This is a genomic window from Pseudanabaena minima str. Chao 2107, from assembly GCF_051131155.1.
Taxonomy (GTDB): domain Bacteria; phylum Cyanobacteriota; class Cyanobacteriia; order Pseudanabaenales; family Pseudanabaenaceae; genus Pseudanabaena; species Pseudanabaena minima.
In genome coordinates this window covers 717,436-743,481 of sequence record NZ_CP159508.1, presented here as the reverse complement: position 1 = coordinate 743,481, position 26,046 = coordinate 717,436, and the positions used below count along the sequence as shown (strand labels likewise).

Genomic DNA, 26,046 nt, shown 5'->3' with positions numbered 1-26,046 from the left:
ATTCGCGGTGCGAACCATCTCTAGGAGCAAAAGCCTCGCTTAGCGAGGCTTTTGCTGTTTGGACTTTTAAAAATAACAAGACCAATCTTGGGAATATAGAACCTACAGGACGACAACTCGTAGAATTATGATGAAACTTGATGTTATCTCTTGTTAATGATTGCCAAAATTACCATAATGCTTTACTATCTTGCAGTCAAAATCGACAAAATTCGGATGACGCTGTACCGAAAACCAAGTAGGCAGCAGAGGAACTTTAATTATGCGTATTTATTACCTAGCTGGCGTGATTCTTAGCGTTACTACAATCCTTAGTGCTTGCGGTGAGGGTACACCAGTCGAATGTACGATCAGCACAGCACGGGAATCCAGACAAGGCATTGTCAAAACAGCTAAATTTGCTCCTGGGACAGATTGTGAACAAATGAGGTCGCTTGCGGAATCAGGGCAGCCATTGCCGACTCTTGCTGGTAGTGCGCCTACAAGTACTGCCCCAAAAGTTGCTGAAACCCCTGCCACGCCGACTTTTAACACTCCATTTGTTGCTGGTCAAAAAACACAGGAGCTTATTGCTATAACTGATAAGCAAGCAAGAGTTGATGAGCTAGAGCAGAAAATAGGTGTTAACTCTAAGCAATCTCGCGATCCTTTTACTAGTACTGTAATCAATCCAGTACCAAAATTAGAAACTTTGCTGGAAAAGCCCAAAGTTAAACCCAATCTTCGAGCTGCTGTAGTTGTGCGAACATCCAACCGTCCTACTTTTGTTCCCCCTCCCCCTCCTGACACCAAAGCTGCCGAAGGCACAAAAATTACAGGTACTGTTGAAGTCTCAGGTACGATTTACGCAATTATTGATGCTTTTGGCGAGCCAACATCTCGTTATGTGAGGGCAGGTCAGATGATTTCCAACGGTAGAGTATTAGTTAAGCGTATTGACACTAACTCTGAGCCGCCCATTGTAGTTTTGCAGCAAAATGGAGTCGAAGTGTTACGTGCTGTAGGTGCTCCTGTTGTTGGGGCTGTAGATCCTACTCAACCTGCTGAGTCCGCTGCTGCTCCTGCCCCTTCTACAACACCTAAACCAACTACAACTCCATTTACGTTATTGCCACCTGCTCCATAATCGCTCCTACTAATAACGTTGCCATTTAAGGAAATTAGAGTAGTTCTTTGTGGGTTTTCATAGCTATGGTCAGCGATATAGAATTAACCCAAAAGAGAACGGCGGTGCTTTGCGCCGTCGTTCTCTTTTGGAGTTTATTTGAACAAAGAGGGTAAATACCCCAGCGCTCTGCGGTGTGAATAAATTCTAGTAAAAAAGAATTTGATACCCCGTCCGCTTGCGGCGGGGTAATTCATTTACCAAAAAATAGGCAGTGAATAGCAAAGCTATTCACTGCCTATTTTTTGGCTGTCAAAAAAGCCTTAAAAACAAAATATAAGGCTCTTGGACTATTTTTTAGGAGCCATCAACATCGTGATGTTTCTTCCTTCGCGCTTAGGATATTGCTGAATCTCAGCAACAGACTCTAGATCGCTAGCCATACGGTTTAACAAAACTTCCGCAAGATCAACGTGTTGAATCTCACGACCACGGAACATCACAGTAGCTTTAACCTTGTCACCTTCTTTTAAGAAACGTTCAGCATGATTGATTCGCACTTTATAATCATGTTCTTCAATCTTGTAGCGCATCTTTACTTCTTTGACATCAGATGTATGTTGCTTTTTGCGAGCTTCACGCGCCTTCTTCTCTTGTTCAAACTTGAATTTGCCGTAGTCCATGATCCGACAAACAGGAGGGTCAGCCTTGTCACTTACTAATACAAGGTCTAGCTCTTTTTCTTCAGCCATCTTCAAGGCTTCTTTGGGGGTTAGGATGCCGAGTTGCTCCCCCTCCATATCAATGACTCGAATTTTTGGATATCTGATGCGTTCGTTGATTTGGGGAAGGTCTTTAATTGGCTTTTTAGTCATGAAATCTCTGTTGTCTAGACTCTTGGGGGGTATTGGTTTAAATTACTAGTGGTTTACAAATATATGCCTATGCTAAGCAATATATACAAATTAAGTGTTTGATATACTTCAGCTTAGCAGTTTTTTGCTTGACATAAACGTTTAAGTATAGTACGAACTACCACTTCATGTGTCAAGTGTTATGCCATCATTTTTCGTAAATTTTGGTTAACCATAGCTGAAGTTACTTGATCGCTAAGCGTTACTGATCCGATTGCCGTTGGCAAAATGAAGCGCACTTGACCTGCTTCGACTTTTTTATCGGTGGATAGGGACTCAATAATCGCATCTAAATCAATATCAGCAGGTAAAGTCTGTGGTAATCGAGTTTTGGTGATAAGTGCAACCTGTTGAGCTTGATCGGTTTCAGTCCATAGCCCCAGTTCGACAGCGATCGCACCCGCAATGACCATTCCTAGTCCGACGGCTTCGCCGTGATTGTAGAGACGATAATTGGTAACTGATTCGATCGCGTGACCGACTGTATGACCATAGTTGAGAATGGCGCGAAGATTTCCCTCTTTTTCATCCTTAGATACGACTTCGGCTTTGGCTTTGGCACAACGGTACAAAATGGTTTGTAGCAAATCCGATGAAATATAGCGCAACTGATCGAGGCGATCGCATTGGGCTAGCAGGTCAAACAATTCCCGATCCCAAATTACGCCGTACTTAATTACCTCTGCCATCGCTGAGCGAAATTCACGGGCAGGTAAAGTTTTTAGCACTTCAGGATCAACCCAAACGAGGCGTGGCTGATAAAAGGCTCCGATAAGATTTTTGCCCTGTGGATGGTTGATTCCCGTTTTTCCACCGATCGCGGAATCTACCATTGCTAGCAGTGTAGTCGGTACTTGGACGAGATCGATTCCTCGTAGCCAAGTCGCCGCCGCATAGCCTGACATATCGCCAATTACCCCACCACCAAGAGCGACAATCATTGATGAGCGTTCTAAACGATGTGTAAGTGCTGCGTCATAAATCTTTTGAAGTGAATTAGCAGTTTTAAATCGTTCACCTGCGGGCAATATTAAATGAGCAACATCAAAACCCGCATTATTTAGAGATGCTTGGACGGTCTCGCCATAGTGCTTATAAATGACAGGATTCGAGACAATGAGAATTTTTTTGCTTTTTTTGCCTAAACCAATTTCTACTAATTTATCGCCTAAGTTTTTGAGACTATACGATGCGATCGCAATGTCATAACTGCGATTAGGTTGGCTATCACTATTGAGAGCAACGGTAACTGTTGCGGAATGTTCGGACATACTTCTGATTAAAGGATCTATCTGCCATGTTAGCAGCGATCATGTTTTCAAATCTCGCAAATAAGAAAAAGCGGCGCGAAGCGCTGCTTTTTCTTATTTGGTCATTGCTTGGCATAACTCAATGATTGCAGTTTGCAATGTCGCAGTTTCATCTTTGCCATGCTTGAGATCGGCTTCTAATCGCAACAAAATACTTAGCGATCGCATTAGCTTTTGACTATTTAACCCCTGTACTTCTTGCTTCAAGAAATAAATGCGCTTAGGATTACCAATTTCCGCAGCATCGGCGATCGCCTTATCATCTCTCTCTCCCGATTCTTGCATCAGTTTAATCCAGAGCCATGTGCGAAACTGTCCTACCAAAGTTGCACAAATTCGCAAACCGACTTCATTATTTCGCAGTAGTTCTGCAATCAATGAGAGTGCTTGACTCGTATTTGCTGAGCGAATAGCACTAGCTAATTGCAAACTATTGTGAGCCGAAGCTTGCACTAATGGGGAAATCTCTTTAGCAGTAAGTGGCTTCGTTTTTCCATAATGTGATAATTGCAACTTTTGCAATTCCATTGTCAGGCGACGAGTATCATTGCCAATCGCATCAACTAGTAAATCTATGCCATCTGATGCTATTTTTAAGTCAATTTCTGCGGCAGCCTGTTTTACTAATTGGGCGATCGCATCAGTTTTCCAAGGAGGGATTAACGAAAACTCTAAAATCTGGGCATACTTCTGTAACAACTTGGTAGATTTGGCTCTCCCATCAGGCTTATTTGATGATGTAAACAAGATGTAGGAGTCTACAGGTAAATGATTGAAAGTTCTTTCTAACTCTGCTAGTAATGATTCCGCGCATCGTTGGGCGATCGCAGTATCGGCAAGCCAAGTTAAACGACTACCCATACCAAAAGGCGTAGTCACAGCTTGGTTTAATCCGTCCATTACCTCAAGATCCCCCGTAGCATTGATTTTTGCATAATTAAAATCTCGCCACATCGGATCGATATGGGTGTCTATCAGTTTTTTAACTGCTTGAGAAATTTGATAGTCGTCATCGCCCCAATAAAAGTAGACAGGCATTGTATGATTAGTTCAACTATGTGGTGTGGTGTAGAGATTTGATGATTACTAGAAGCAAAGCAAATAGTCAAGTTAGCCTCCGTACAAAGAAATCGGTTACAGATCGTACAGATCATTATGCAACTTGGGGGAAAAGAGTCTTTGATATCGCATTTGCATCAATTGTTTTAACTGTGTTTTCACCAGTTTATTTGGCAATTACCTTATTGGTTTTCATTAGCTCTCCTGGTTCAGTTTTATATATTCATCCTAGAGTTGGTTTAAATGGTTCTAAATTTAATTGCATTAAGTTTAGAACCATGATTAATGGGGCAGATCAAGCACTAGAAGATTATTTAAATGCTTGCCCAATCAGCCGTGCTGAATATGAAGCATCCTTTAAACTCAAACATGATCCTCGGATTACTAAAATTGGTAAGTTCTTAAGGACAACCAGTTTGGATGAGTTACCCCAATTTTGGAATGTACTCATAGGGGATATGAGTGTTGTTGGTCCAAGACCATTAGTGCAAGCTGAACTGAGTAAATATGGTTCAGCAATTGACCGAGTCCTCAGCGTTCGACCTGGTATTGCAGGATTGTGGCAAGTTTCGGGGCGTAACGATATTCCTTATGCGAAGAGAGTACAGATGGATGCTAGTTATGTTAAACTCATGAGCTTTTGGCTTGATCTACATTTAATCTTTAAAACTATTTTAGTTGTGATTTTTCCTAAAGGAAATGGCGCATACTAAAAGAAAGGGTTGCTAAGCAACCCTTTCTTTTTGGGCTTAAAAACTTAAACATAATTGAATTGGTTAGAATTGCTTAGATTTAATAATGTTGGTGCAACATTTTGGACAACCGCAATTAATTCGTTGTATTGGGTTTGCATTATACCCGTGGAAAGCTTTGCATAGATACCGATGCCAGAAATGCCATTGTTGTTATAGCTCATCAAACTATAGTTACTGCTTGCACCTTTAAGTTCAATTTTATCTCCTGAGTTAAAGTCCGTAATTTTGGCAAATCCTTCAACAGCACCTGATAGACGCATATAGATAATCATCACCAGTTCTACCATCAAGTACATCATGACCACCTTCACCAAAGACATATAGCTACCCTCGATTGTGTTAGGACAAAAGCACAACCCAAGAATAGAATGGCGGCGCTTCGCGCCGCCATTCTATTCTTGGGTTTTATGTCCTCATACACTTGCCGACAGCTATAGTCATTACCTGCGCCACCATATAGTAAGTCTTTGGCACAAACAAGAACAGGTTCATCTTCATTGCCACCGTAGATAATGTCATTACCATCTTCACCGTAGATTCTATCTACTGTGTCAGAAGCTGGAGATAAACCCGTTGAGGAATCCCGTCCATCACCAAAAATAATATCGTTAGATTACATCTACATTCAAATAGCCAAAGATATCGTCATCCAGACTAGTTCCTTGAATAAAGCCATTACCAAAAATTGGATTAGGATTTTTTGCCATTTTTCTGCTTGATTAGGTTTACTGAGTTGTTGAACAATTTTGATGATTGGATTTTAGCTTCCCAAAAAATTATTAGAACTATCGTTACCATTTTTATAACTAATACCAATTCACGAAAGTGTGGCAACACTTTTGTGAATTGAAAACCAAATCCAGTAAGGGTTTTAAAAACACAAAATGGCTACGCTATTTTGTGTTTTGGTATAATGTGAGTCCTATAGCAATCCTAAATGGTTTGTGGAAGGACACCCCATCGGGGTGTCCTTCCACAAACCAAAAAAAATCCACAAATGATATAGGACTGCTATAGATAAGCTAAGAAATTTTAAAAAGCCAAAACAGTAAAAGCCTCGCTTCGCGAGGCTTTTATTAGAGAGGATTAGCGGCACTAATCCTCTGTAGCAAATACTTTGAAATTAACCCGAACTGATGTTATTTGATTAAACTAGCTTCTCCGACTGCGACTTGTTGGTCGTGAAGATAAATCAAACTCTAAAGCAGCAGCCATTCCCCAGAGAATAAAGGCAAGAATCCAGAAAAATTCAGCAGGCTCACCACTTTGATATTGCTTGCCTTCACAAACTTTGCTGATACCAGTATTGATGCTGTAGTTAAACCATAAGTCACCAAAAAACATGGCAATACCAGCACTGCCGAGTAAGCGCCAAGATTGAGCTGCCTTACCACCCCAAAAAGCTAGTAATAGAATGGTTGCGACAATTAGTAACCAAATATCACCAAGGGCATAAATAATATTCAGGATTTTCCCAGTATCTAGCGAAACCTCTCCACTTACGCCAAAAGTAACATAAGCTGCCACGACGACCCCAATAAATCCAACAGCACCCACGATTGCCCATTGTTTAGGATATAGATTTAGTCGGCGACCAATCACAGACATTGCCATTCCCCATGACAAAAATACGTAGGTTGACGTGAAGAAAATATCGGCGATTGATGGAAAGGTTTCAACTAGGTCCTTAGCGCCTTTGGCTCCACCCGCAATCAATGCACTTTGATATTGAAAATCTAAATAACCAAAAATTAAATTGCCAATACCCCAAGATAAGATACCTATGCCCAAACCAAGCCAAACATTTCGACCGCTAATGATTTTGGAGCTACGCCAGTTACGTAGACACAATATGCCTGAACAGGCGATCGCTACAGTTTGAAAAATGTACGTTCCGTATCGATACCAATTTGGTCTGACGAATAGATCTTTTACTGCCTTGGCGCATTCTTCAGGCTTGATTGTATGTGGTCCATCGGTTGGGGCATTAAAAAATAGGTAGAACATTAGAGCTAGGGCTGCCCATCCGATCGCTGCCCAAACAATAGATTGCGTGGAAATCCCTGATGGTGAGGGAGATTTAGCTCTACTCATGAATCTTGCACCTTAGCTACAACCATAAGAAATAAAGTATTTAAAGAAAGAAAATAACAAGTATTGTGCTACAAGCCATAACTTTAAAGGAAAACATCGAAATAATTCATTTAGATTAATTCCAGAGTTTACCCTTAGGAGTTTTTGCTAGCCAAGCTGTTACGGATGACGATTCAGGTAGTTCATTTAGAGCCTCGATCGCACTATCGACAAAACTATTGTTTCCAAAATAGGAGGAGGCTAGTCGATGTATTTCACCTAGAAGAAGTTGCAATTTGCTTTCATCCCAGTTGGGAATTTGCACACTATTAAGTGGGTTGATTGACAAAACTTGTTCTAAGGCGGCGATATTTTCGCTTTGAGCAAATTTACCCTGTTGCATAAACTTCAGTAAATCTTGCTTAAAAGAACCTGCTTGTCTAACGCCAAGAAGATCTTCAACCTCGATATATACAGCCTGCAATATCAGTAAACAACCTTGGACAAGGTGTGTACCTGCTGAAGAACTCTGGGTAGGTGCTGTAGGGAGTTGGTCTAGTTTAACTCTGCCCCAAACGCTAAAACGTTGAGGCTCTTCTAATAATACGCAAGCTTTGCCTTTGTTATCAGTTAAGTCACGCCAAAGCGCTAAAGCCTCATCTCGATTATCGCCAAACATGTTGAGTAACCGAAATGTTTGCCCCTGATATTGCAAAATCGGTATTTGTTGATCTTTGTTTTGTGGGTTTTGGACGTTGACGATTTCAACGTCTTGGCGCTTCAGGATGAACATGTCTCTACTGCTGACTTAACTGATGTTACCAGTAGCAACAAATCGTGGCTACCTAATGCCAAGGTTAATGATAATCCCAAAATCACATTAAAGTCTTGAAAATTTAAAATAAAACATTAATAAAGTAGCAGCTACACTGCTCACAAGCTCTATTTTTCTAAATTAATAATGATAAAGATGCCGCTTTGTAAATCCTTTATCGTGATTACCAGCAATTCTCACTATAAAAATCGTTTTTTGAAAGCCCACGCCGTTGTCGGGCTTTCAAAAAAACAATTTTGGTGTTTCCATCGCCGAGGGCGATGGAAACACCAAAATTGGTATGAGAATTGCTGCATGATTACAGTAGATTTTGTTGACTTAAAACTCACAGTAATTTCTGAAAGCGTTGCAAAGCAACGCTTTCAGAAATTACTGTGGACTACTCAAGGCTTTAATAGGTTTTAATGTATGTGAGTTCAGTATAAGTAGCCTATTTGTCTGCTCTTCATAACAAAATGGATTTTGGTATGGGTAGGATGATTAGTAAAGCGATCGTGATTAAAATCATGCCAATTAGATCGCGAGCTTTACCAATTTCAATACTTTCGTTCAAAATAAGTGCGCGGGGAACAGGTAATAAAAATAACAAGAGACTGTAAATTCTCAGCCAAGGCTGTGTAAGTAAAGCGATCGCGAGTAATACTAGTCTTGCTATGCGAGCAATTTGGACGGCTTGACGATGCCCAAACATGGCGATTACCAAATTGCCACCATCCAGTAAGTCAAAGGGCATTAGTTGTAAGGCACTAATTGCTAAGCCAGACCAACCAGCTAGGGTGAGAGGTGAAAAAGCAATGATTGTGTCTGTGGTATTTGTTGTTTTGCCTATAGAAAAAATTGTTTGCAGTAAAGTTATAAAAATTGAATTTTTGAAGTCAAAGGTGGCTAGATTAGGAATTAACAAAGATGGGGCGATCGCAGGATCAGGAACCATTGCAGTCGTAGGAACCAGCACCCAGTTCCCTAAAATTAATAAGACTACAGATATTGTTAAGGCTGCAATTGTGGGAATTGCTGCTAAATCAAACAGTAAACGGCGTTGATGTGGGTGTCCTTGAGTTGTAGGGAAATTGGTATTTAAAGTGCCTAGTAAACCAAAACCACCTAGAGCTGGTAAGAAAAGTGGGCGAGCAAGTTGTAATCGATAATGTCTGGAAACGTAGTACTGTGCGATCGCTCTTGCGATTAGGATACTCGCTAGGCAGAGCAAGTAAGGAATTCCTTGCTGTAAGTTTCTCAAGCTCAAGTTTTCAATACGTTGATTTGCTCCAGCAACTAATACTGTGAAAGTTGTACATAAGATACTAATTGCGCTGGAGATCCAGCTTTGGCGATCTCTTAAAGCTGGTTGCGATTTGGTGAGATGGTTGGGGATCACATAAAAGCAATAGTTTGTTGTATTTTCTTGGTGATCTTGCGCTTTGCCAAAATCTAAGCCCAGATTTTCTACGGGACTTTCTTGTAAATAACAAATAAAGCGATCGCCAAATACTTTTTGAATATTTTGGTTAATCGTTTCGTAAGCATATTTGGGATTTGGCGATCGCAAATTGCCACGACAGAAGATTTCATGAGGTCGATATTCTAAACCTGTCAGATAATAAATGCTTGATAAAAAGCAGTCTTTAAGTTGTTTTTCTTCGTTGGGATCGAGGATGATAGCTGCTAGATTTGAGTTGGCTGATGAGATTGAGTTGCTATATATCCATGTGGAAAGCAAAAATACCACAGCAACAAAAATTAATGGTAAAACGGTGCGATTGATGAATGTCAAAGCGATCGCCAAGGTTGGCAAGGCAACTGCTAGAATCCACAAAACAAATATTTGGGTCTGCTTGTTTGTGGGTTGTCGCGATCGCTGATGGTAGATTGCTACGCACCCCACCACTGCAAAAACAAATACGTCCTCAAATCCCATGTCAATCTCTCATTACTTCTCATTACTATAGCTATAGCAAGCCTAAATGGTTTGTGGAAGCACGCTCCATTGGGGTGTGCTTCCACTAAAAAATCTACAAACGACCTAGGGCTGCTATATAGCGCTTTTCAAGCAAGCGAGATACAAAGGATTGTTGGGCAAAACAATCCCGTACTTCACTAGACTGTGAACCGCTATATAGCCATCAATAGTTATACAAAATCACAAAATGGCGTAGCTATTTTGTGATTTTAAAACCCTTACCGGGTTCGGGTTTCAATTCACAAAAATGTGACGACACTTTTGTGAATTGGTATTAGGACAAAATAAAAACCCAAGAGAGAGTTTCGCCGAAACTCTCTCTTGGGTTTTCTAAATGCTGTTTATCCTTTCAGGTTTTAATTTTGCAATTAAAACCTAGAATTATGAATGCACTCCAGCCTTCTACATTTCTAGGCAAATTCCCCAGATAGCAAACCAGTCAGTAAGTTATATGAGCAAAGACTTTGAATCTATCAGCGATCGCTTGCCACCACAGAACATTGAGGCGGAGGAGGCTGTCTTGGGTGGTATCTTGATCGATCCAGAGGCAGTTTCGCGAGTATTAGATACTTTGCGTCCTGAAATGTTTTATGTTGCGGCGCATCAGGAGATTTTTCGGGCTTGCTTAATGTTGCATAACCTGTCCAATCCTACGGACATGATGAGCTTGACCACATGGCTCAGCGATCGCGATATGCTCGAAAAAATCGGTGGTCAGACAAAAATTGCCCAACTCTGCGATCGCACCGTTAGTGCAGTAAATATTGATTTTTATGCTCAATTAGTTGCGGACAAATACGCACGACGCAAGCTTGCCGAAGCCGCTAGAGGTGTAGTCGATATTAGCTACAGTAATGAAATTGAACTAGCACAACTTCTCGATCAATCGGAACAAAAGATTTTTGCGGTTACACAATCACGCGCTCAACAAGGGTTGGTTCCTGCTGCCGATATTCTCACGAAAACTTTTTACGAATTAGAAAATCGCTTTAATTCCCTTGGTACTGGTAATTCCACCGCTACAGGTTTAATTACAGGATTTTATGATTTTGATGCGATGACCAATGGCTTACAGAGATCGGATTTGATTATCCTCGCGGGCAGACCGTCAATGGGGAAAACTGCCTTCGGGTTAGAAATAGCGCGAAAAATGGCAGAAATTCACCGATTGCCCGTGGCTATTTTTAGTTTGGAAATGTCAAAGGAGCAGTTGGTTTACCGTCTTTTAGCTAGTCAATCCAAAGTTCGCTCCAGTGACATGGGCATCGATAGTAATCGCCTCCGCACTGGACAAATTAGCGAAAATGAATGGGGAACCGTAGCGATGGCGATTAGTGGACTTTCGGAATTACCTCTATTTATTGATGACACGCCCAATCCTCCCATTACAGAATTACGCTCTAAAGCTCGTCGATTACAATCGGAAAAGGGAGGAGTATTGGGACTAATTCTGATCGATTATTTACAATTAATGGAAGGATCGGGTTCCGATAATCGCGTTCAAGAGATTTCAAGAATTACGCGATCGCTCAAAGCTTTAGCCCGTGAATTAAATGTGCCAGTAATTGCGCTATCTCAATTAAGTCGTGGCGTAGAAGCAAGAACTAACAAACGTCCGATGCTATCTGATCTAAGAGAATCGGGAAGCATTGAGCAAGATGCCGATCTAGTAATTAATTTATATCGTGATGAATATTACAATCCTGAAACTCCCGATCGCGGAGTAGCTGAGATTATTATTGCTAAACATCGTAATGGACCAGTTGGTACAGTCAAGCTACTATTTGAACCACGCTTAACTAAATTCGAGAATATGGCTTCTAGTCGTAGTTAAGGCACACACAGTAAAATGAAGAAGTTTTTATGCTTCTCGGCGAAGGGTGAAGTATAAAAACTATTTCTTTTCAGCCCTACTAAATTTAGTGGTAAATCTATGCAACCATTTGGACAACAAAGCGATCCAATCACCTTAGTCATCTCCGAGGTTGTTGAGCCAAATCTCATAGAAGAATATGAAGCTTGGACAAAAGGGATCAATCATTCAGCCCAGCAATTTGAGGGATTCATAGGGGTTGAAGTCATTCGTCCTCGCGATCATCAATATCCTGAATATGTGGTCATCGTGAAATTTGATAACTATGCCCATTGTAAAAATTGGCTTGCTTCACCTGTCTATCAACAATGGATGCAAAGATCTCAAGAATTTATATCTAAGCGATCGCAACAACATCAGCCAAACGGATTAGAACTATGGTTTACCTTGCCTAAAAGTAAGACAGAAAGTCCTAAAGAACCTCCCTATTATAAACAGGTAATCATTGGGGTGATTACGGTATATCCCCTAATCTTGCTCGCTAACTTGATTCTGAACCCATTTCTGCAAGGACTACCTGCATTATTAAGCTTACTCATTTCTGTGATATTTGTATCCGCTTTACTGACCTATCCAGTTATGCCATATTTAACTAAAATCCTCGCCTTTTGGCTGTATCCTTCACCATCCAAACGAACTAAAAAAGCAAGAAGGTAATATCTTACTAAAGATGAGGATTAGGATGGGCGGCGCTTTGCTCCGCCTATCCTAATAATTGGGTTTCATACCCCCATTGACTTTCTTATTTTTTATTAGCGATCGCTATATTTCGGCTTTATAATTGCGATGTAATAATCATTAAATAGCGATCGCGATAACTTCAAGAGGAATAAATGGTAAATATTGGTTATCATTCAGCAAAGCTCCAAGGTAATTTTTTTCGATCTATCTACAAATCTAGTCTTTCAAGTTTAGTGAGCTTTCCGATCGCCCAAGAGCGTCAAGTCCCGATCAAAGTTTACGCCCTATCGTGCGAAAGAGACCTACCTGAACAAGTGGCGAGTCTGAGATCTTTTCTTCGCTATGTGGGAATTCCTAAAGCATTTACGATCATGTCTGATGGAAGCTACACTGAAAAGAGTATTCAGTTACTTAAACGTGTTCATCCCTGTGTAGATGTTCAACTCTTAACCAAGTTCCAAAGAGATGACTTACCTCAATCGGTCTATGAATATGCTTCGCAGCAAGCTATGGGTAAGAAATTAGCTGCGCTGATGTCTATTCCCATTGATGATGCAACACTTTACACTGATTCAGATATCTTGTTCTTTCAAGGGGCTTCTGATTTAGCTGATTTAGCAGTTTCTGGAGATATGCACACTTATTATTTGCCTGACTGTAAAAACTCCTTAGACAAGCGACTTATTTATGAAGATATCGAACAGCAAGAACCAATTAATGCTGGATTCATTCTATTTAAGAAGCCTTTAGATTGGGATGAATCTGTACAAAGATTGGCAAAACTTCAAGAGCGTCCCAATTATTTCTCTGAGCAAACGATTGTCAATTTAACAATTAAACGTAATCATGGCAATCCTCTTGCGCGTGACAAATATATTATGAATGTTGATGATCAGTTTATCTATCCAGACAAGTTTGCATCGAAGCAAATTGCCATGCGACATTACGTCAGTGATATTAGACATAAATTTTGGCAATCAGTTTTCTCTAATATATAAGAAAAGAGAAACCGATTTTTTGATGGTGCAGCTTTGCTGGGTCACCAAAAATTTGTTTTTTTAACTCTACACCGACCTTTAATTCTTTATTCCATTCTTTATATGTCACCAATAGCTAGCTTTGACATCTTTGATACTCTGCTCACAAGATTAGTAAGTGAGCCCACAGAAATTTTTAAAATCTGTGGTGATCGCGCCTTGCAGTTTGGTTGGATTAATTTCTCGGCTGAGACTTTTCGTGAGGTGAGAATTCAGTCTGAGCAGCGATCGCGTTTGTTTTATCAGGGTGGTGAGGTTAGTTTAGAGGAAATCTATCGCGAGATGGCAAACACCTTAGAAATTGCGATAGAGACTATTGATAAACTCAAGAATTTAGAACTAGAGGTGGAAACAGAATATTTAATAGCTGTTCCTAAAGCTTATCAATTGATAGAACAAGCAAGGCGATCGCACCCCCATGTTTTGTTTCTATCAGATATGTATTTGCCTGAAGCATTTTTGGAAGCGAGACTAAAACAGCATGGATTTTGGCAAGAAGGCGATCGCCTATATGTATCCTCCCTATGGCGAAAATCCAAAGGAAAAGGGGATTTATTTTTAAAAGTGCTAGGGGATTTGCAATTAAATGCAAAAGAAGTCACTCACATAGGTAATAGCTGGACATCCGATGTCACAGTGCCTAAGTCATTAGGGCTTAATTCTATTTACTTTAATGATGCTAATCCCAACCGCTATGAGTTGATCTTACAAAAATATGCTGATTCTACCAATGGTATCACTTCCATTTGGGCAGGAATATCCCGCTATACGCGCTTAACTAAAGACACCAAAACCCCGAAAGAATCAATCATTCGCGATATTGCCGCTTCCGTTGCTGCGCCTATTTTAACTGCCTATACAATCTGGATTTTGCAACAGGCTAAAGCAAAACAACTTGCTCGTATTTACTTCTTAGCAAGAGATGGTGAAATGTTACTGCAAATTGCCAAGGAACTTGCTCCGAAAATTTATCCAGAATTGGAATTACGTTATCTCTATGTTAGTCGTCAAGCGCTAAGAATGCCGGGATTAACAAAGATTAACAAAGCTTTTTGGGAATGGATGTTTGACGATACGACTATTTTTACGATTGACAGTTTATTAGCTCGAATGTGCCTTGATTGCCAAGTGGCTCAGCCAATTTTTGAGCCATTGGGATATCCCTGTGAGACTTGGCAAAAAAATCTATCTCCTAAAGAAAGAATCGCGCTACGAAATAATCTAGAAAAGAATGCATCTTTACAAGAATTAATTCTCCAAATTGCCAAGCAGAAACGCGAAGTTTTAAAAGCATATTTAGATCAGGAAAAAATGCTTGATGGAAAAGCCTTTGGTTTGGTGGATGTTGGTTGGCGTGGTAGTTTGCAACTTTCTCTAGAAAATGCTTTTGAGATATTTGGTACAAGAATGCCCGTTGGTTTCTACTTTGCTTTGGACAAACCTACGGGTGGACTCAAACATAAAGGAGAGGTACTCGCTTTTTTCTTTAACTTAAATAACTCTGTAGGTCTTCGGAATGATATCGACTATCGCTATGTTTCGGCGATGGAAGTTTTTTGTGCGGGCTGTGAAGGAACAACTCTTGACTATGCTTTGCAGCCAGATGGTTCTGTATTGCCATTGCTAAAACATGCCAGCAATCAACCTGCCCTAGATTGGGGACTAAAAGCTTTTCAGCAATCTGTAATTACGTTTGTGCGACATCTCGTAGAGCGATCGCCTACGGATTTATCTTGTATTTCTCCAAAACTATTGCGTGAAGCCTTAGATAAAATATTTCTTACCTTCAACAAATCACCGACGCTAGAGGAAGCAGAGGCATTTAAGGATTGTCCATTTTTTGATGATCCCAATGAGTTTTATCATTTTTATTGGGCAATGCCTGTGCATTTAGTCGATGTTGTTAAATATGCGATCGCTAAAAGTGATGGCTTTGATCGGCATCGTAACGCATGGAGTGAAGCAAGCCTGCAAGTTAGTTCTCCACTGATCAAAGCATTAGTACCTCTGGCGATCTTCCAGCGCAAGCTGCTAAAGCGATTAAAAAAATTGATTCTCCGCCGTAAATAGTTAGTAAGGCGAGATACGTCCGTCTCACTGACTGTTGGGTTTTAGCCAGAAGCATTGTAAAATTTGGTTATGAGTGTATTGAGTCAAAATAAAACTATTGAACCAGCCCTTGCTGCGGTGAAACAACGCCTAGAATTAGGTGGTGCATTGCTTCCAGATTCACACGACAACTTGGTAGAGGTTGTTGGTATCCTCAAAAGTTATGGTGTGGTGCTGGGTGAATATTACAGGAATCTTACCTATATTTCTGAGCATCAATTTCTTGCATTTTTCCCATTCTTTAAATTCTTTAATGGTGATTTCTCCCTAAATAAACTTGGTCGTCACTGGTGGCACGATCGCATTAATTTTGAATTTGCAGAATATTGCATGAAAGCAATGTTTTGGCATGGTGGCGGTGGTCTAGATGCTTATTTGGACTCCACAGAATTTCAACAACGCGCCCAATTAGCGATCGCTGCTAAATGTGCACGTAATCCCTTGATGGCGGTGATGCATCGATTATTTCCAGATTTTCTGCTAGAGCAGGTGCGTTTGATGACCTACTATAGCGCTCTAGGATATTTCTGGTCGTTTATGTCGCCAATGTTTCTGAAATTAAGCGATCGCTATGATCGTGGTGAAATCAAAAGCATTCCTGATGTAGTTAAGCATGTTCAAGACGGTTTAGTTGCTGCTGCTGGTGTGCCTTATACTTACAAAGTTCTAATCAATGGCGCAGACTATGAAATCGTACCTGCATCGGCGAATTTGAAATTCTTAATGGATACGGCGGTTCCCTATGTAGAAACAGTATTTTTCCGCTCCTTCCCATTTCGTGGCACAGTTTCCTACAATGCACAGGCGCATCAAATTTCTACAGAAATTTCACAATTTAATTACGGTGTTCTCTATGCCGATCCTTTACCCGTTGGCGGAGCAGGAATCCCACCCACTTTACTCATGCAAGATATGCGGCATTTTCTGCCCGATTATTTGCATGAGGTTTATCAACAAGGCGATCGCGGTGAAGAAGATTTGCTAGTCAAGATTTGTCTGTCATTCCAAAAGTCGATGTTTTGTGTAACAACAGCCGCTTTGCGTGGCTTAGCACCTCATCCTTTTGAAACTGAAGATCCTCAAGAAAGACAAGCCAATGACAAATTTCTGGCTCCTTGGTTAGCACGTCTATCGGAATCGCGTTTATATACATTGCAATAACACCAATTAGGGATTGGGATGCACGGCAAAACCGCCTATCCCTAAAAAAGACCTCTAAAAGATAAAAGCGGCGCATCGAGCCGCTTTTATCTTTTAGAGGTCAACGGGTGACAAAGTAGGCGATCGCCTGATCTCTTGACCTTCGATAATTGTGTGTACCTGCCAACTCGGATCAGGATCAGGAAAATCAGAACGAAAATGTGCGCCGCGACTTTCGGTACGAAATAGAGCTGATCGCACTAATAAATAAGCATAGTCAGCCAAATTTCGAGTTTCAATCCATAAACGTGACGGTTCGGCAAGTTGAGCTAACTCAGCTTGCCATGTGCAGATTTGGGTGAGGGCTATCTCTAAATCAGATTGAAATCGACTGATGCCCGCAGCTTGCCAACTTAGATTTTGAATTGCAGATTTAATATTTTGAATAGTTACCAAATTGCCATGATCTTCTATTTTGGGCGCGATCGCTTTCGGAGACTTAAAAATCTGAGTTGCTTGAGAACATACCTGTTCAGCTAATCGTTCACCAAAAACGAAGCATTCTAATAGGGAATTACTTGCTAAACGATTAGCACCATGTACACCCGTACTAGCAGTTTCGCCGACTGCATATAGTCCCTCAATAGAAGTAGCTCCATAAGAATCAACGGCAATGCCTCCCATGCAATAGTGAGCGGCTGGAGTGACAGGAATTGGGGTGGAGAAAATATCAATTTGCCACTGTTGACAGATTTTGATGATATTAGGAAATCGATGGGCGATCCTCTCTCTAGAAATTGACTGTAAATCCAGAAATACTGTGGGTTCTTGGGTCTTCTGGAGATGGTTAAATATAGCGCGACTGACCACATCCCTAGGAGCCAGTTCACCTTGAGGATGATAATTAAAGGCAAAGCGATCGCCTTGATGATCAATCAAATGCGCTCCTTCACCCCTTACCGCCTCACTGATTAAAAACCTTGGAGCATTGGGTAAAGCAAGGGCTGTGGGATGAAACTGCACAAATTCCATATCCCGAATTACGGCTCGTGCTCGCCAAGCGATCGCCACACCATCACCTGTACTTGAGGGCGGATTGGTATTTTGCGAAAATACCTGAGCGCCGCCACCTGTTGCCAAAACTACTACTGGCGAAATTAAGCAACCTATTTCTTGATTTTCTTCTAGATAAAAAACACCACCGCAGCGCCCCTGTTGCATGTAGAGATCTAAAACTAGGGTTTGACTTAAAACTTGAATGCTAGGATTTTGTAATACGGCTGCCGCAAGCTTAGATACTAGCGCTCGACCTGTAGTATCTGCTGAGTGCAATACCCTGCGTTTGGAGTGAGCTGCTTCTAAAGTTAAGGCAAGGCTACCGTCTTCAGTGCGATCAAAATCAACTCCTAAGGCGATTAGGTTCTGAATTTGGCGAGGCGCAGCATTAACTAATACATCTACTGCCTCGACTTCACACAAGCCCACACCAGCAATTAAGGTATCTTTGCCATGAAATTGGGGAGCATCATCTTTATCAACAACTGCGGCAATTCCACCCTGCGCCCAATCACTAGCTGAAGTTGACAAGTTATCTTTAGTCACTAAACCAATCTGCCAGTTTGGTGCTAGGTCTGCGAGTCGCAGGGCAGTATAAAGTCCAGCAGCTCCGCTGCCGATGATTAAAGCATCAAACCTTGTTTGGTTCATCAAGTAAAGCCAACTTATCAATTAATGAATATTATCCCATTAGATCTTGGACTTACGCAGTCCTGCTCTAAGAGTGCAGGCTAAAATCTCAAACCCGTTTCAATGGTTTACTTACAGCTATTACCGAGCAACTCAAAGCAAGAAATTTTTGAAAAGTTTTGCAAAGCAAAACTTTTCAAAAATTTCTTGCTTTGGTTGTCATTTCCTAAATTCTTCAATTTGGTATCAGTTGTTTTTCTTCTAGGGTAGTAGATTGTAAATCAGGTAGAGGAATAGCTGAGGAATTGTCCGCGATCGCAGGGACAACATCTTTTGTTGATGGAGTTATTTCTGTAACAGGATAAAGCCACCATGCAAATAATCTTGTCACCTGTGGCATAAGAAGATAAGTCATCGTTGGCACAGCGATCGCTGTTACGAATGCCACGCGCAAAACTAGAGGCAGTATCACCAAAAAACGTTGAAAAATTATAGAAATAGTTGTAATTAAGGGGAATACAGCCAACCAAGTTACTAAAGCCATTTTGAACCTAGGTGGTGGTGTAATTGTGGGTTTTCCTGGTAGCGTAAACCAAGTTTCTAAGCCAGTTAGTACCTGAATCTGGGGCGGACTAATCGTAAGTGGTTCGGCGATCGCAAACCAGTACTGACGCTCGGCTGAAGCTTCCCAATGCCGTAAATTGCTCAGACGATCAAACTTAAAAATGATGCGATACTCTGGATCATCGACATTGACAGGACGAAAAACATTACTGCCCAGATAGCCAGAAAATTGTCCGCAAGCATTGGTAACTCCAGTTAAAAAGGCTTCAAATTCTGCCTTACATTCTGGTTTAACTCGTCGAGCGATCGTTACTGTAACGGAAGGATCATTTAGCTTTTGCTGAGTTTCCGACACGATCAAACTTCTCCTTTGTATAAAATCTTATTACCAAGACATACAGCAATTACTGATTCACCGATCCACCAGAGATTGAGCATAAATTGCTATAGAGTGTCGTAGCCGCTTTGCATTTTTCGCTTTGCATTCGTAAATGGGGCTAAATGGGACAAAAATGATCTAAATGTTTCTGGATAAAAGCCTCTCTAAGAATATCTTTGAATATCCAAATAACCAGTGAACATCAAGAAAATATGAGTTTTGATTTATCGAAACTTAACTACTCACAACAGTTTGGTATTGACAATGAATCAAAAAATAAACTTTTTATTAAAAATTATTGAAAAAAACTGTGGAACAAAATTATTAATAAGTTTAGTTACTTTATTCAATCGCAAACGCTTTTAAAAGCGAATTATCAGAAAAGTAATGGTCAAAAAAAGTATTCTGTGATACAACCTATTGAGGTTAACTATATCAGGATTGTGAAGCTATCATCTTTGATTGATCAGTGTGAGAGGAGTGAGGTTTAACCTCCATCCTAAGATTGTTAAGTCAATTTTTTTAATAGAATTCAATAGTTTGGAGGCGTTAAAGGTTAATGAGTAAGAGAATGAATCGTCGTAAGTTCATCGTTTATGGCTCTGCTGCACTTGGAATTAGTAGCCTGATCAAGGCTTGTGCTCCAGCTACCCCAACAGCCACCCCAACCACCGCTGCAACTACTGCTGCAACCACTGCTGCATCACCTACAGCCACAAGCACAGCCGCAGCTAGTGGTGGCACGATTAAGGTTGGTATTTTGCACTCTTTGAGTGGCACTATGGCGATCAGTGAGAAGAGCCTTGTAGACGCAACTCAACTTGCGATCGAAGAAATTAACAAGGCTGGTGGTGTACTAGGTAAGCAAATTGAAGCGATCGTTGAAGATGGAGCTTCCGACTGGCCGACATTTGCTGAAAAAGCCAAGAAATTGATTGACCAAGACAAGGTCGTAGTTGTATTTGGATGTTGGACTTCAGCAAGTCGCAAAGCAGTACTACCAGTATTTGAATCTAAGGATCATTTACTCTTCTATCCTGTCCAATATGAAGGACAAGAATGCTCGAAGAATATTTTCTACACTGGTGCTGCGCCAAACCAACAGATTGAACCTTCTGTAGAGTGGTTACTCAAGAACAAGGGCAAAGAATTCTTCCTAGTTGGCTCTGACTATGTATTCCCTCGTACTGCTAATACAATCATTAAGGCTCAATTAGAAGCCTTGGGTGGCAAGGTAGTTGGTGAAGATTATTTGCCACTGGGTAACTCAGAAGTAACCCCAATCATTTCCAAAATTAAACAAGCTTTGCCAAATGGTGGTGTAATCTACAACTCACTCAATGGTGATAGTAACGTTGCCTTCTTTAAACAGATGCAAGGTGCTGGTCTAACCGCAGATAAATATCCTTCGATGTCTGTCAGTATCGCTGAAGAAGAAGTTAAGGCGATCGGTCCTGAATTCCTGAAGGGCCACTATGCAGCTTGGAACTACTTCATGACTGTTGACAATCCAGTCAACAAGAAGTTTGTAGAAGCCTTCAAAGCTAAGTATGGCGCAGATCGCGTTACCAACGATCCAATGGAAGCTGGCTATATTGCTGTCAATATTTGGGCACAAGCTGTCAAGAAAGCAGGTAAAGCAGACGATCTCGAAGCAGTGAGAATGGCGGCTCTTGGTCAAACCTTTGATGCTCCTGAAGGTAAGGTTACAATGGAAAATAGCCATCACCTTTCCAAGTTTGTGCGTATTGGTGAAGTTACAGCCGATGGTCAGTTCAAGATCGTCAACGAAACCAAAGAAGCAGTGGCTCCACTACCTTGGAACCAATTTGTTGCAGAAACTAAAGGCTACTACTGCGATTACTCTGACAAAGCTAAAGGTGGCAAATTTAAGAAGGCATAAGCTTCTGTTTGCCTAAGGGTTTGAAAGCTTAAGACTTATGCATTAAGTACAAAGTGTAGAGGCAATTCATGGATTGCCTCTACACTTTGTACTATTAATTTCAATACCGAATACTGATAAATAATGTTGATAGAAACATGACAGAGAATCTTCTTCAACTTCTTCAAGGAGTATTTAACGGCATTAGTACAGGTTCTGTTTTGTTACTGGCTGCACTAGGCTTGGCGATCGTATTTGGTTTGATGGGCGTAATTAATATGGCTCATGGCGAACTGATGATGTTTGGAGCTTATACGACTTTTGTAGTGCAGAATGGCTTCAAAAAGTTGGGAGAACCTTGGACAGATTTTTATGTTTTTGCCGCACTAATTGCTGCTTTTCTAGTGACCGCAGGGATTGGATTTCTCTTGGAAAAAGGAGTGATTCGTCATCTATATGGACGACCGCTTGAGACGCTTTTAGCGACTTGGGGCGTGAGCCTTATATTTCAACAATTTGTCCGTAGCGTCAATTGGGTTATCTTGGCTGGTTTAGTAGTTTTTAGCATTCTGTATTTTGTTGGTGTCTGGTTTCTTCAGAAAAGACCAAATTGGGAATCTATTCGTAACTGGGCGATCGCGATTCTCCTGCCTCTGTCTCTAGCTATTTCAGGTACTGTAGCTGTATTAATGGCTCAGACCTATAAGATTGTGGTAACTCAGCCTTGGTTTGGAGCGCAGAATGTAGATGTAACAGCGCCAAAGTGGTTACGCGGTGGTATGCAAATTGGTTCAATCCAATTTCCCTATGTTCGATTGTTTATCATTGCCCTGACAATTATTTGTGTAATTAGTATCTACCTATTTTTAGAGAAATCGCCTTGGGGTTTACGCATTCGTGCAGTTATGCAAAACCGCCAGATGAGTTCTTGTCTAGGGATTCCTACTAAAACTGTTGACGCACTTACTTTTTCCCTTGGTTCTGGACTTGCTGGGGTTGCGGGCTGTGCAGTTAGTTTCCTTGGCTCAGTTGGTCCGAATACTGGTCAAAACTACATCGTTGATACTTTTATGGTGGTTGTAGTTGGCGGTGTTGGTAAGTTAGTTGGAAGCATTGCAGCAGCTATGGCAATTGGTATCACCAGCTATCTATTTGGTTCACAAACCTTTGTAACTTTGTTTGGTGCACAAAGTCCCGTAGCGGGATTTTTTACTTTCTTTGGTACTACCAGCATGGCAAAGGTATTGCTTTTCCTTGCGATTGTTGCCTTCTTGCAATATAAACCTGCGGGTATGTTCCCTCAAAAAGGTCGATCAGTAGAGTTGTAAGAGTCCTGAACATCAGCCTGTAATAGACAAATGAGCATGATAGAAGATATTCCTAAAAATATTCCAACTCCATTGACTTCTCAGAAGAACTGGCGATCGCTAGGGATTGAAGTTGCGGTTGGCTTAGCGATCGCAATGATACTTATTTTTGTGGTTCCCACAATTTTTAGTGCAACTGGTCAAGCATTTAGAATCACCATGTTAGGTCGATTTTTAGCTTTGGCGATTGTTGCCCTAGGAATTGATCTGATCTGGGGATTTACTGGACTTTTGAGTCTAGGTCATGGGGTGTTTTTTGGCTTAGGAGGATACGCTCTCGCGATGCACTTAAAACTGCAATTCCCTGCCGATGCCACTGAGAAATTACCTGCATTTATGCCTCTGTATGGAATTACTAAACTTCCTGCCCTCTGGGAACCGTTTTTTTCGTTCCAATTTACTGTTTTAGCGATCATCTTAATTCCTGCGATCGTTGGAGCAGTTTTAGGATACTTAGTATTCAGAAATAGGATTCGTGGTGTATATTTCTCAATCCTTACTCAAGCTACTACGATTATCTTTTTCAACTTCTTCAATGGACAGCAGCAACTGATCAATGGCACAAATGGACTGACTGATTTCAAGACCATTTTTGGCTACGATATCAATGCTCCTGAAACCCAAAGAGTCTTTTACATCTTAACTGTGGTCTTTTTAGGACTAGCCTATGCACTTTGTCGATGGCTAACTAGTGGTAGATTCGGACGCTTGTTAGTAGCTTTGAGAGATGATGAAAATCGCGCTCGCTTCTCTGGCTATGATCCCACAGGTTTTAAGGTATTAGTCTTTGCGATCTCAGCCGTTTTAGCAGGCATTGGCGGAGCATTATTTACACCTCAAACTGGAATTATTTCCCCAAAGTCAATGGATATTGCTCTTTCCATTGAAATGGTGATTTGGGTAGCTGTAGGTGGTCGCGCTACATTGATCGGGGCATTAATTGGCACAATTTTAGTTAACTTTGCTAAGAGCTTGCTGAGTGAACAATTTCCTGAAATTTGGCTATTCTTCCAAGGTGCAATGTTCTTGATTGTGGTCATGGTATTGCCCGATGGTTTAGTCGGATGGTGTCGCACTAGTGGCGTATTGCTATTTAAGAGAATCTTTTTTGGCAGACCGACAGTTACATATCCCAGTCTTGAGTTAGATCCAGAGGTGCAAAGTGAAAGGGAAAATCCTAGAAATTGAAGATGTTACCGTTAGTTTTGATGGGTTTAAAGCTATCAATAACTTGAACTTTGATATGGAACAGGGTGAGCTAAGAGTAATCATTGGTCCAAACGGCGCAGGTAAAACTACATTCCTAGATGTGATTACTGGCAAGGTAAAACCTACTCTGGGTCAAGTCAGATTTAAAGGCAAAAATACGCGATCGCTTTCTGAACATAAAATTGCCAGAATGGGTGTGGGGAGAAAGTTTCAAACACCTCGCGTATACCTTAATCTCACGCCCAGAGAGAACTTAGAGCTAGCTAGCAATCCCAACAAAAATGTCTTCTCTACATTGTTTAAACCACCATCAGTAGTAGAAAAGCAAAAGGTCAATGATCTTTTGAGGACGATCGGACTGATCAATAAGTCAGAAATGAAAGCTGAGTTTCTATCGCATGGTGAAAAACAATGGCTAGAAATCGGCATGTTGATTGCCCAGTCTCCTGACCTATTGCTAGTGGACGAACCCGTTGCAGGTTTGACTGATGAAGAGACAGAAAAAACGGGTGAACTTTTGATGTCACTAGCAGAAACTCATTCCATCATCGTCATTGAGCATGATATGGAGTTTGTACGTCAAATTGCGCGGAAGGTAACAGTCTTGCATCAAGGTAGCGTACTTTGCGAAGGCAATTTTGAAGAAGTGCAGAACGATCCACGAGTCATTGAAGTTTATTTGGGACAACAGGAAGAAGAGCATTAGCGATTAGCTTTTAGCTTTTAGCTTTTAGCTTTTGGTGATTGGGAATTGGTGATTGGTAATTGACGAATTTAATAGCTAACAGCTAAAGACTAATAGCTAACAGCTAATAGCCAATTTATACCAAAACTCAAAATGGCGTAGCCATTTCGAGTTTTAAAAACCCTTACTGGGTTTAGTTTTTAATTCGCAAAAGTGTTGTCACACTTTCGTGAATTGGTATTAAAGCAGAGGTAATCTATGGAAGAAACTTACGATCCGATTTTACAAATTAATAATCTCAATGTTTATTATGGTGAAAGCCATATTCTTCGTAATGTAGATATGGGTGTTGCTTCTGGCAAAATGGTCTGCTTAATTGGGCGCAATGGTGTCGGTAAAACCACTCTGTTAAAAACAATTATGGGATTACTAAAACCTAGACAGGGCGATGTTTCCTTTTTTGGAAAAGAAATCACTCAATTTACTCCCGATCAACGCGCCAGAATGGGTGTGGGCTATGTGCCTCAAGGTCGGGAAGTGATGCCCCGTATGACAGTTAGAGAAAATCTCTTGCTTGGTTTAGAATCGCGTCCTGTTACACCTGCCGTCCGCCAAAATCTTTTGGATATGGTATACGAGTTATTCCCAGTGTTGAAATCAATGCTCAATCGGATGGGCGGCGACCTTAGCGGCGGTCAACAACAACAGTTAGCGATCGCCCGTGCGTTGATGGGACAGCCTAGATTATTAATTCTTGATGAACCAACGGAAGGAATTCAACCTTCAATTATTCTCGAAATTGAAGCAGCAGTTAAGCATATTGTTGCAACTACTGGGATTTCGATCCTACTTGTGGAGCAGCATTTGCACTTTGTCCGCCAAGCTGATTGGTATTACGCCATGCAAAAAGGCGGCATTGTCGCCTCTGGAAAAACTTCAGAACTCAGTAACGAAGTCATTCAGAAATTCCTAGCAGTTTAGAAACACAAAAAAAGAGGGGGAGTGCTTAGCACTCCCCCTCTTTTTTTGTTAGCCCTTCTCCATTTACTTCTAAACAAGTGCTTGATAAAGTAATCGACTAGTCCAGTTAAATGTCCTTCCAAACTGCGATCAGAGCGAAAAACCAAGCTACATTTTCCACGGTTCTTCATCTGGATTATATAAGCCTTCACTGATAGCAAATGCTTTTAGTTCTCGGTAAGCAGCAAGAAAAGATGATCTATTAGCCCAGTTATCCCCTTTTCCTCCAGTATAGTGTTCTCCAGGAAAAGGATCTAGAAATGTTCCATGATTATCAATCAAATATTCATCTGCAATCGAATTTTTTGTGTAATTCCAATCAATATCAAATACCATCTCAAAACAACCAATAAATTTTTGGAGACGCTCTTTTAATTCTTCATTTTCCATAAATAACCCTAGT

Annotated in this window: 23 protein-coding genes; 12 read left to right on the top strand and 11 right to left on the bottom strand. The window is 40.9% G+C overall.

All coding sequences use genetic code 11. The annotated features are described in order from the left end of the window. The first annotated feature begins 262 nt into the window (after positions 1-262). Positions 263-1,126, top strand: a complete 864-nt coding sequence (locus ABM313_RS03350) for a hypothetical protein (RefSeq protein WP_434686288.1) — start codon at positions 263-265, stop codon at positions 1,124-1,126. Between the two features lie 329 nt (positions 1,127-1,455). Here ABM313_RS03350 and infC read toward each other — a convergent pair whose 3' ends face one another. The 3 genes from infC to holA form a co-directional block, all read right to left on the bottom strand. Beyond that, on the bottom strand, positions 1,456-1,980 hold the full coding sequence (gene infC, locus ABM313_RS03345) for a translation initiation factor IF-3 (RefSeq protein ID WP_009627301.1): 525 nt from the start codon (positions 1,978-1,980) through the stop codon (positions 1,456-1,458). 179 nt (positions 1,981-2,159) lie between these two features. Beyond that, complete coding sequence (aroB, locus tag ABM313_RS03340; RefSeq protein WP_434686287.1) at positions 2,160-3,290, bottom strand: 3-dehydroquinate synthase; 1,131 nt, start codon at positions 3,288-3,290, stop codon at positions 2,160-2,162. A gap of 93 nt (positions 3,291-3,383) precedes the next feature. After that, complete coding sequence (gene holA, locus ABM313_RS03335) at positions 3,384-4,367, bottom strand: DNA polymerase III subunit delta (protein WP_434686286.1); 984 nt, start codon at positions 4,365-4,367, stop codon at positions 3,384-3,386. 41 nt (positions 4,368-4,408) lie between these two features. Here holA and ABM313_RS03330 point away from each other — a divergent pair, with 41 nt between their 5' ends. After that, positions 4,409-5,101 (top strand): sugar transferase, encoded by a 693-nt coding sequence (locus ABM313_RS03330; RefSeq protein WP_434686285.1) that lies wholly within the window; start codon positions 4,409-4,411, stop codon positions 5,099-5,101. 44 nt (positions 5,102-5,145) lie between these two features. Here the strand turns inward: ABM313_RS03330 and ABM313_RS03325 are convergent, their stop codons facing one another. The 5 genes from ABM313_RS03325 to ABM313_RS03305 form a co-directional block, all read right to left on the bottom strand. Beyond that, positions 5,146-5,442: a hypothetical protein gene (locus tag ABM313_RS03325; protein WP_434686284.1), complete on the bottom strand. Its 297-nt coding sequence runs from the start codon at positions 5,440-5,442 to the stop codon at positions 5,146-5,148. A gap of 8 nt (positions 5,443-5,450) precedes the next feature. After that, entirely contained in the window at positions 5,451-5,744 is a 294-nt protein-coding gene (locus ABM313_RS03320; RefSeq protein WP_434688349.1) for a hypothetical protein, read from the bottom strand. Between the two features lie 551 nt (positions 5,745-6,295). Beyond that, the gene (locus ABM313_RS03315) at positions 6,296-7,237 is read right to left on the bottom strand and encodes a hypothetical protein (protein WP_434686283.1); all 942 of its coding nucleotides are present in this window, start codon (positions 7,235-7,237) and stop codon (positions 6,296-6,298) included. 115 nt (positions 7,238-7,352) lie between these two features. Then, positions 7,353-8,009 carry an Npun_F0813 family protein gene (locus tag ABM313_RS03310; RefSeq protein WP_434686282.1) on the bottom strand — a complete coding sequence of 219 codons (657 nt, stop codon included), beginning with the start codon at positions 8,007-8,009 and terminating at the stop codon, positions 7,353-7,355. 487 nt (positions 8,010-8,496) lie between these two features. Next, the gene (locus ABM313_RS03305; protein WP_434686281.1) at positions 8,497-9,969 is read right to left on the bottom strand and encodes a hypothetical protein; all 1,473 of its coding nucleotides are present in this window, start codon (positions 9,967-9,969) and stop codon (positions 8,497-8,499) included. A 493-nt stretch (positions 9,970-10,462) separates the two neighbouring features. Between ABM313_RS03305 and dnaB the strand changes: the two genes are divergently transcribed. The 5 genes from dnaB (at position 10,463) to ABM313_RS03280 (ending at position 16,872) form a co-directional block, all read left to right on the top strand. Next, a complete protein-coding gene (dnaB, locus tag ABM313_RS03300; protein WP_434686280.1) occupies positions 10,463-11,845 on the top strand; it encodes a replicative DNA helicase in 1,383 nt (460 codons plus the stop codon). A 99-nt stretch (positions 11,846-11,944) separates the two neighbouring features. Further along, positions 11,945-12,541, top strand: a complete 597-nt coding sequence (locus tag ABM313_RS03295; RefSeq protein ID WP_434686279.1) for an antibiotic biosynthesis monooxygenase — start codon at positions 11,945-11,947, stop codon at positions 12,539-12,541. Positions 12,542-12,717: 176 nt separating this feature from the next. Next, positions 12,718-13,563 carry a hypothetical protein gene (locus ABM313_RS03290; protein ID WP_434686278.1) on the top strand — a complete coding sequence of 282 codons (846 nt, stop codon included), beginning with the start codon at positions 12,718-12,720 and terminating at the stop codon, positions 13,561-13,563. 102 nt (positions 13,564-13,665) lie between these two features. Continuing rightward, positions 13,666-15,672 (top strand): HAD family hydrolase, encoded by a 2,007-nt coding sequence (locus tag ABM313_RS03285; protein ID WP_434686277.1) that lies wholly within the window; start codon positions 13,666-13,668, stop codon positions 15,670-15,672. A 69-nt stretch (positions 15,673-15,741) separates the two neighbouring features. After that, complete coding sequence (locus ABM313_RS03280) at positions 15,742-16,872, top strand: CO2 hydration protein (protein WP_434686276.1); 1,131 nt, start codon at positions 15,742-15,744, stop codon at positions 16,870-16,872. Positions 16,873-16,965: 93 nt separating this feature from the next. Here the strand turns inward: ABM313_RS03280 and nadB are convergent, their stop codons facing one another. Together nadB and ABM313_RS03270 are read right to left on the bottom strand one after the other, a co-directional pair. Then, positions 16,966-18,558 (bottom strand): L-aspartate oxidase, encoded by a 1,593-nt coding sequence (nadB, locus tag ABM313_RS03275; protein WP_434686275.1) that lies wholly within the window; start codon positions 18,556-18,558, stop codon positions 16,966-16,968. A gap of 214 nt (positions 18,559-18,772) precedes the next feature. Further along, the gene (locus tag ABM313_RS03270) at positions 18,773-19,456 is read right to left on the bottom strand and encodes a hypothetical protein (protein ID WP_434686274.1); all 684 of its coding nucleotides are present in this window, start codon (positions 19,454-19,456) and stop codon (positions 18,773-18,775) included. 583 nt (positions 19,457-20,039) lie between these two features. Between ABM313_RS03270 and urtA the strand changes: the two genes are divergently transcribed. The 5 genes from urtA to urtE all read left to right on the top strand — a co-directional run bounded on the left by urtA (position 20,040) and on the right by urtE (position 25,604). Next, positions 20,040-21,383 carry an urea ABC transporter substrate-binding protein gene (urtA, locus tag ABM313_RS03265; RefSeq protein ID WP_434686273.1) on the top strand — a complete coding sequence of 448 codons (1,344 nt, stop codon included), beginning with the start codon at positions 20,040-20,042 and terminating at the stop codon, positions 21,381-21,383. Positions 21,384-21,520: 137 nt separating this feature from the next. Further along, complete coding sequence (locus tag ABM313_RS03260) at positions 21,521-22,690, top strand: ABC transporter permease subunit (protein WP_434686272.1); 1,170 nt, start codon at positions 21,521-21,523, stop codon at positions 22,688-22,690. A 36-nt stretch (positions 22,691-22,726) separates the two neighbouring features. Beyond that, complete coding sequence (urtC, locus tag ABM313_RS03255; RefSeq protein WP_434688347.1) at positions 22,727-23,917, top strand: urea ABC transporter permease subunit UrtC; 1,191 nt, start codon at positions 22,727-22,729, stop codon at positions 23,915-23,917. Next, positions 23,892-24,644, top strand: a complete 753-nt coding sequence (urtD, locus tag ABM313_RS03250; RefSeq protein ID WP_434686271.1) for an urea ABC transporter ATP-binding protein UrtD — start codon at positions 23,892-23,894, stop codon at positions 24,642-24,644. Before urtC ends, urtD begins: the two co-directional genes overlap by 26 nt. A gap of 237 nt (positions 24,645-24,881) precedes the next feature. Next, entirely contained in the window at positions 24,882-25,604 is a 723-nt protein-coding gene (urtE, locus tag ABM313_RS03245) for an urea ABC transporter ATP-binding subunit UrtE (protein ID WP_434686270.1), read from the top strand. Positions 25,605-25,751: 147 nt separating this feature from the next. Here urtE and ABM313_RS03240 read toward each other — a convergent pair whose 3' ends face one another. Then, the gene (locus ABM313_RS03240) at positions 25,752-26,033 is read right to left on the bottom strand and encodes a hypothetical protein (protein ID WP_434686269.1); all 282 of its coding nucleotides are present in this window, start codon (positions 26,031-26,033) and stop codon (positions 25,752-25,754) included. Positions 26,034-26,046: the final 13 nt, after the last annotated feature.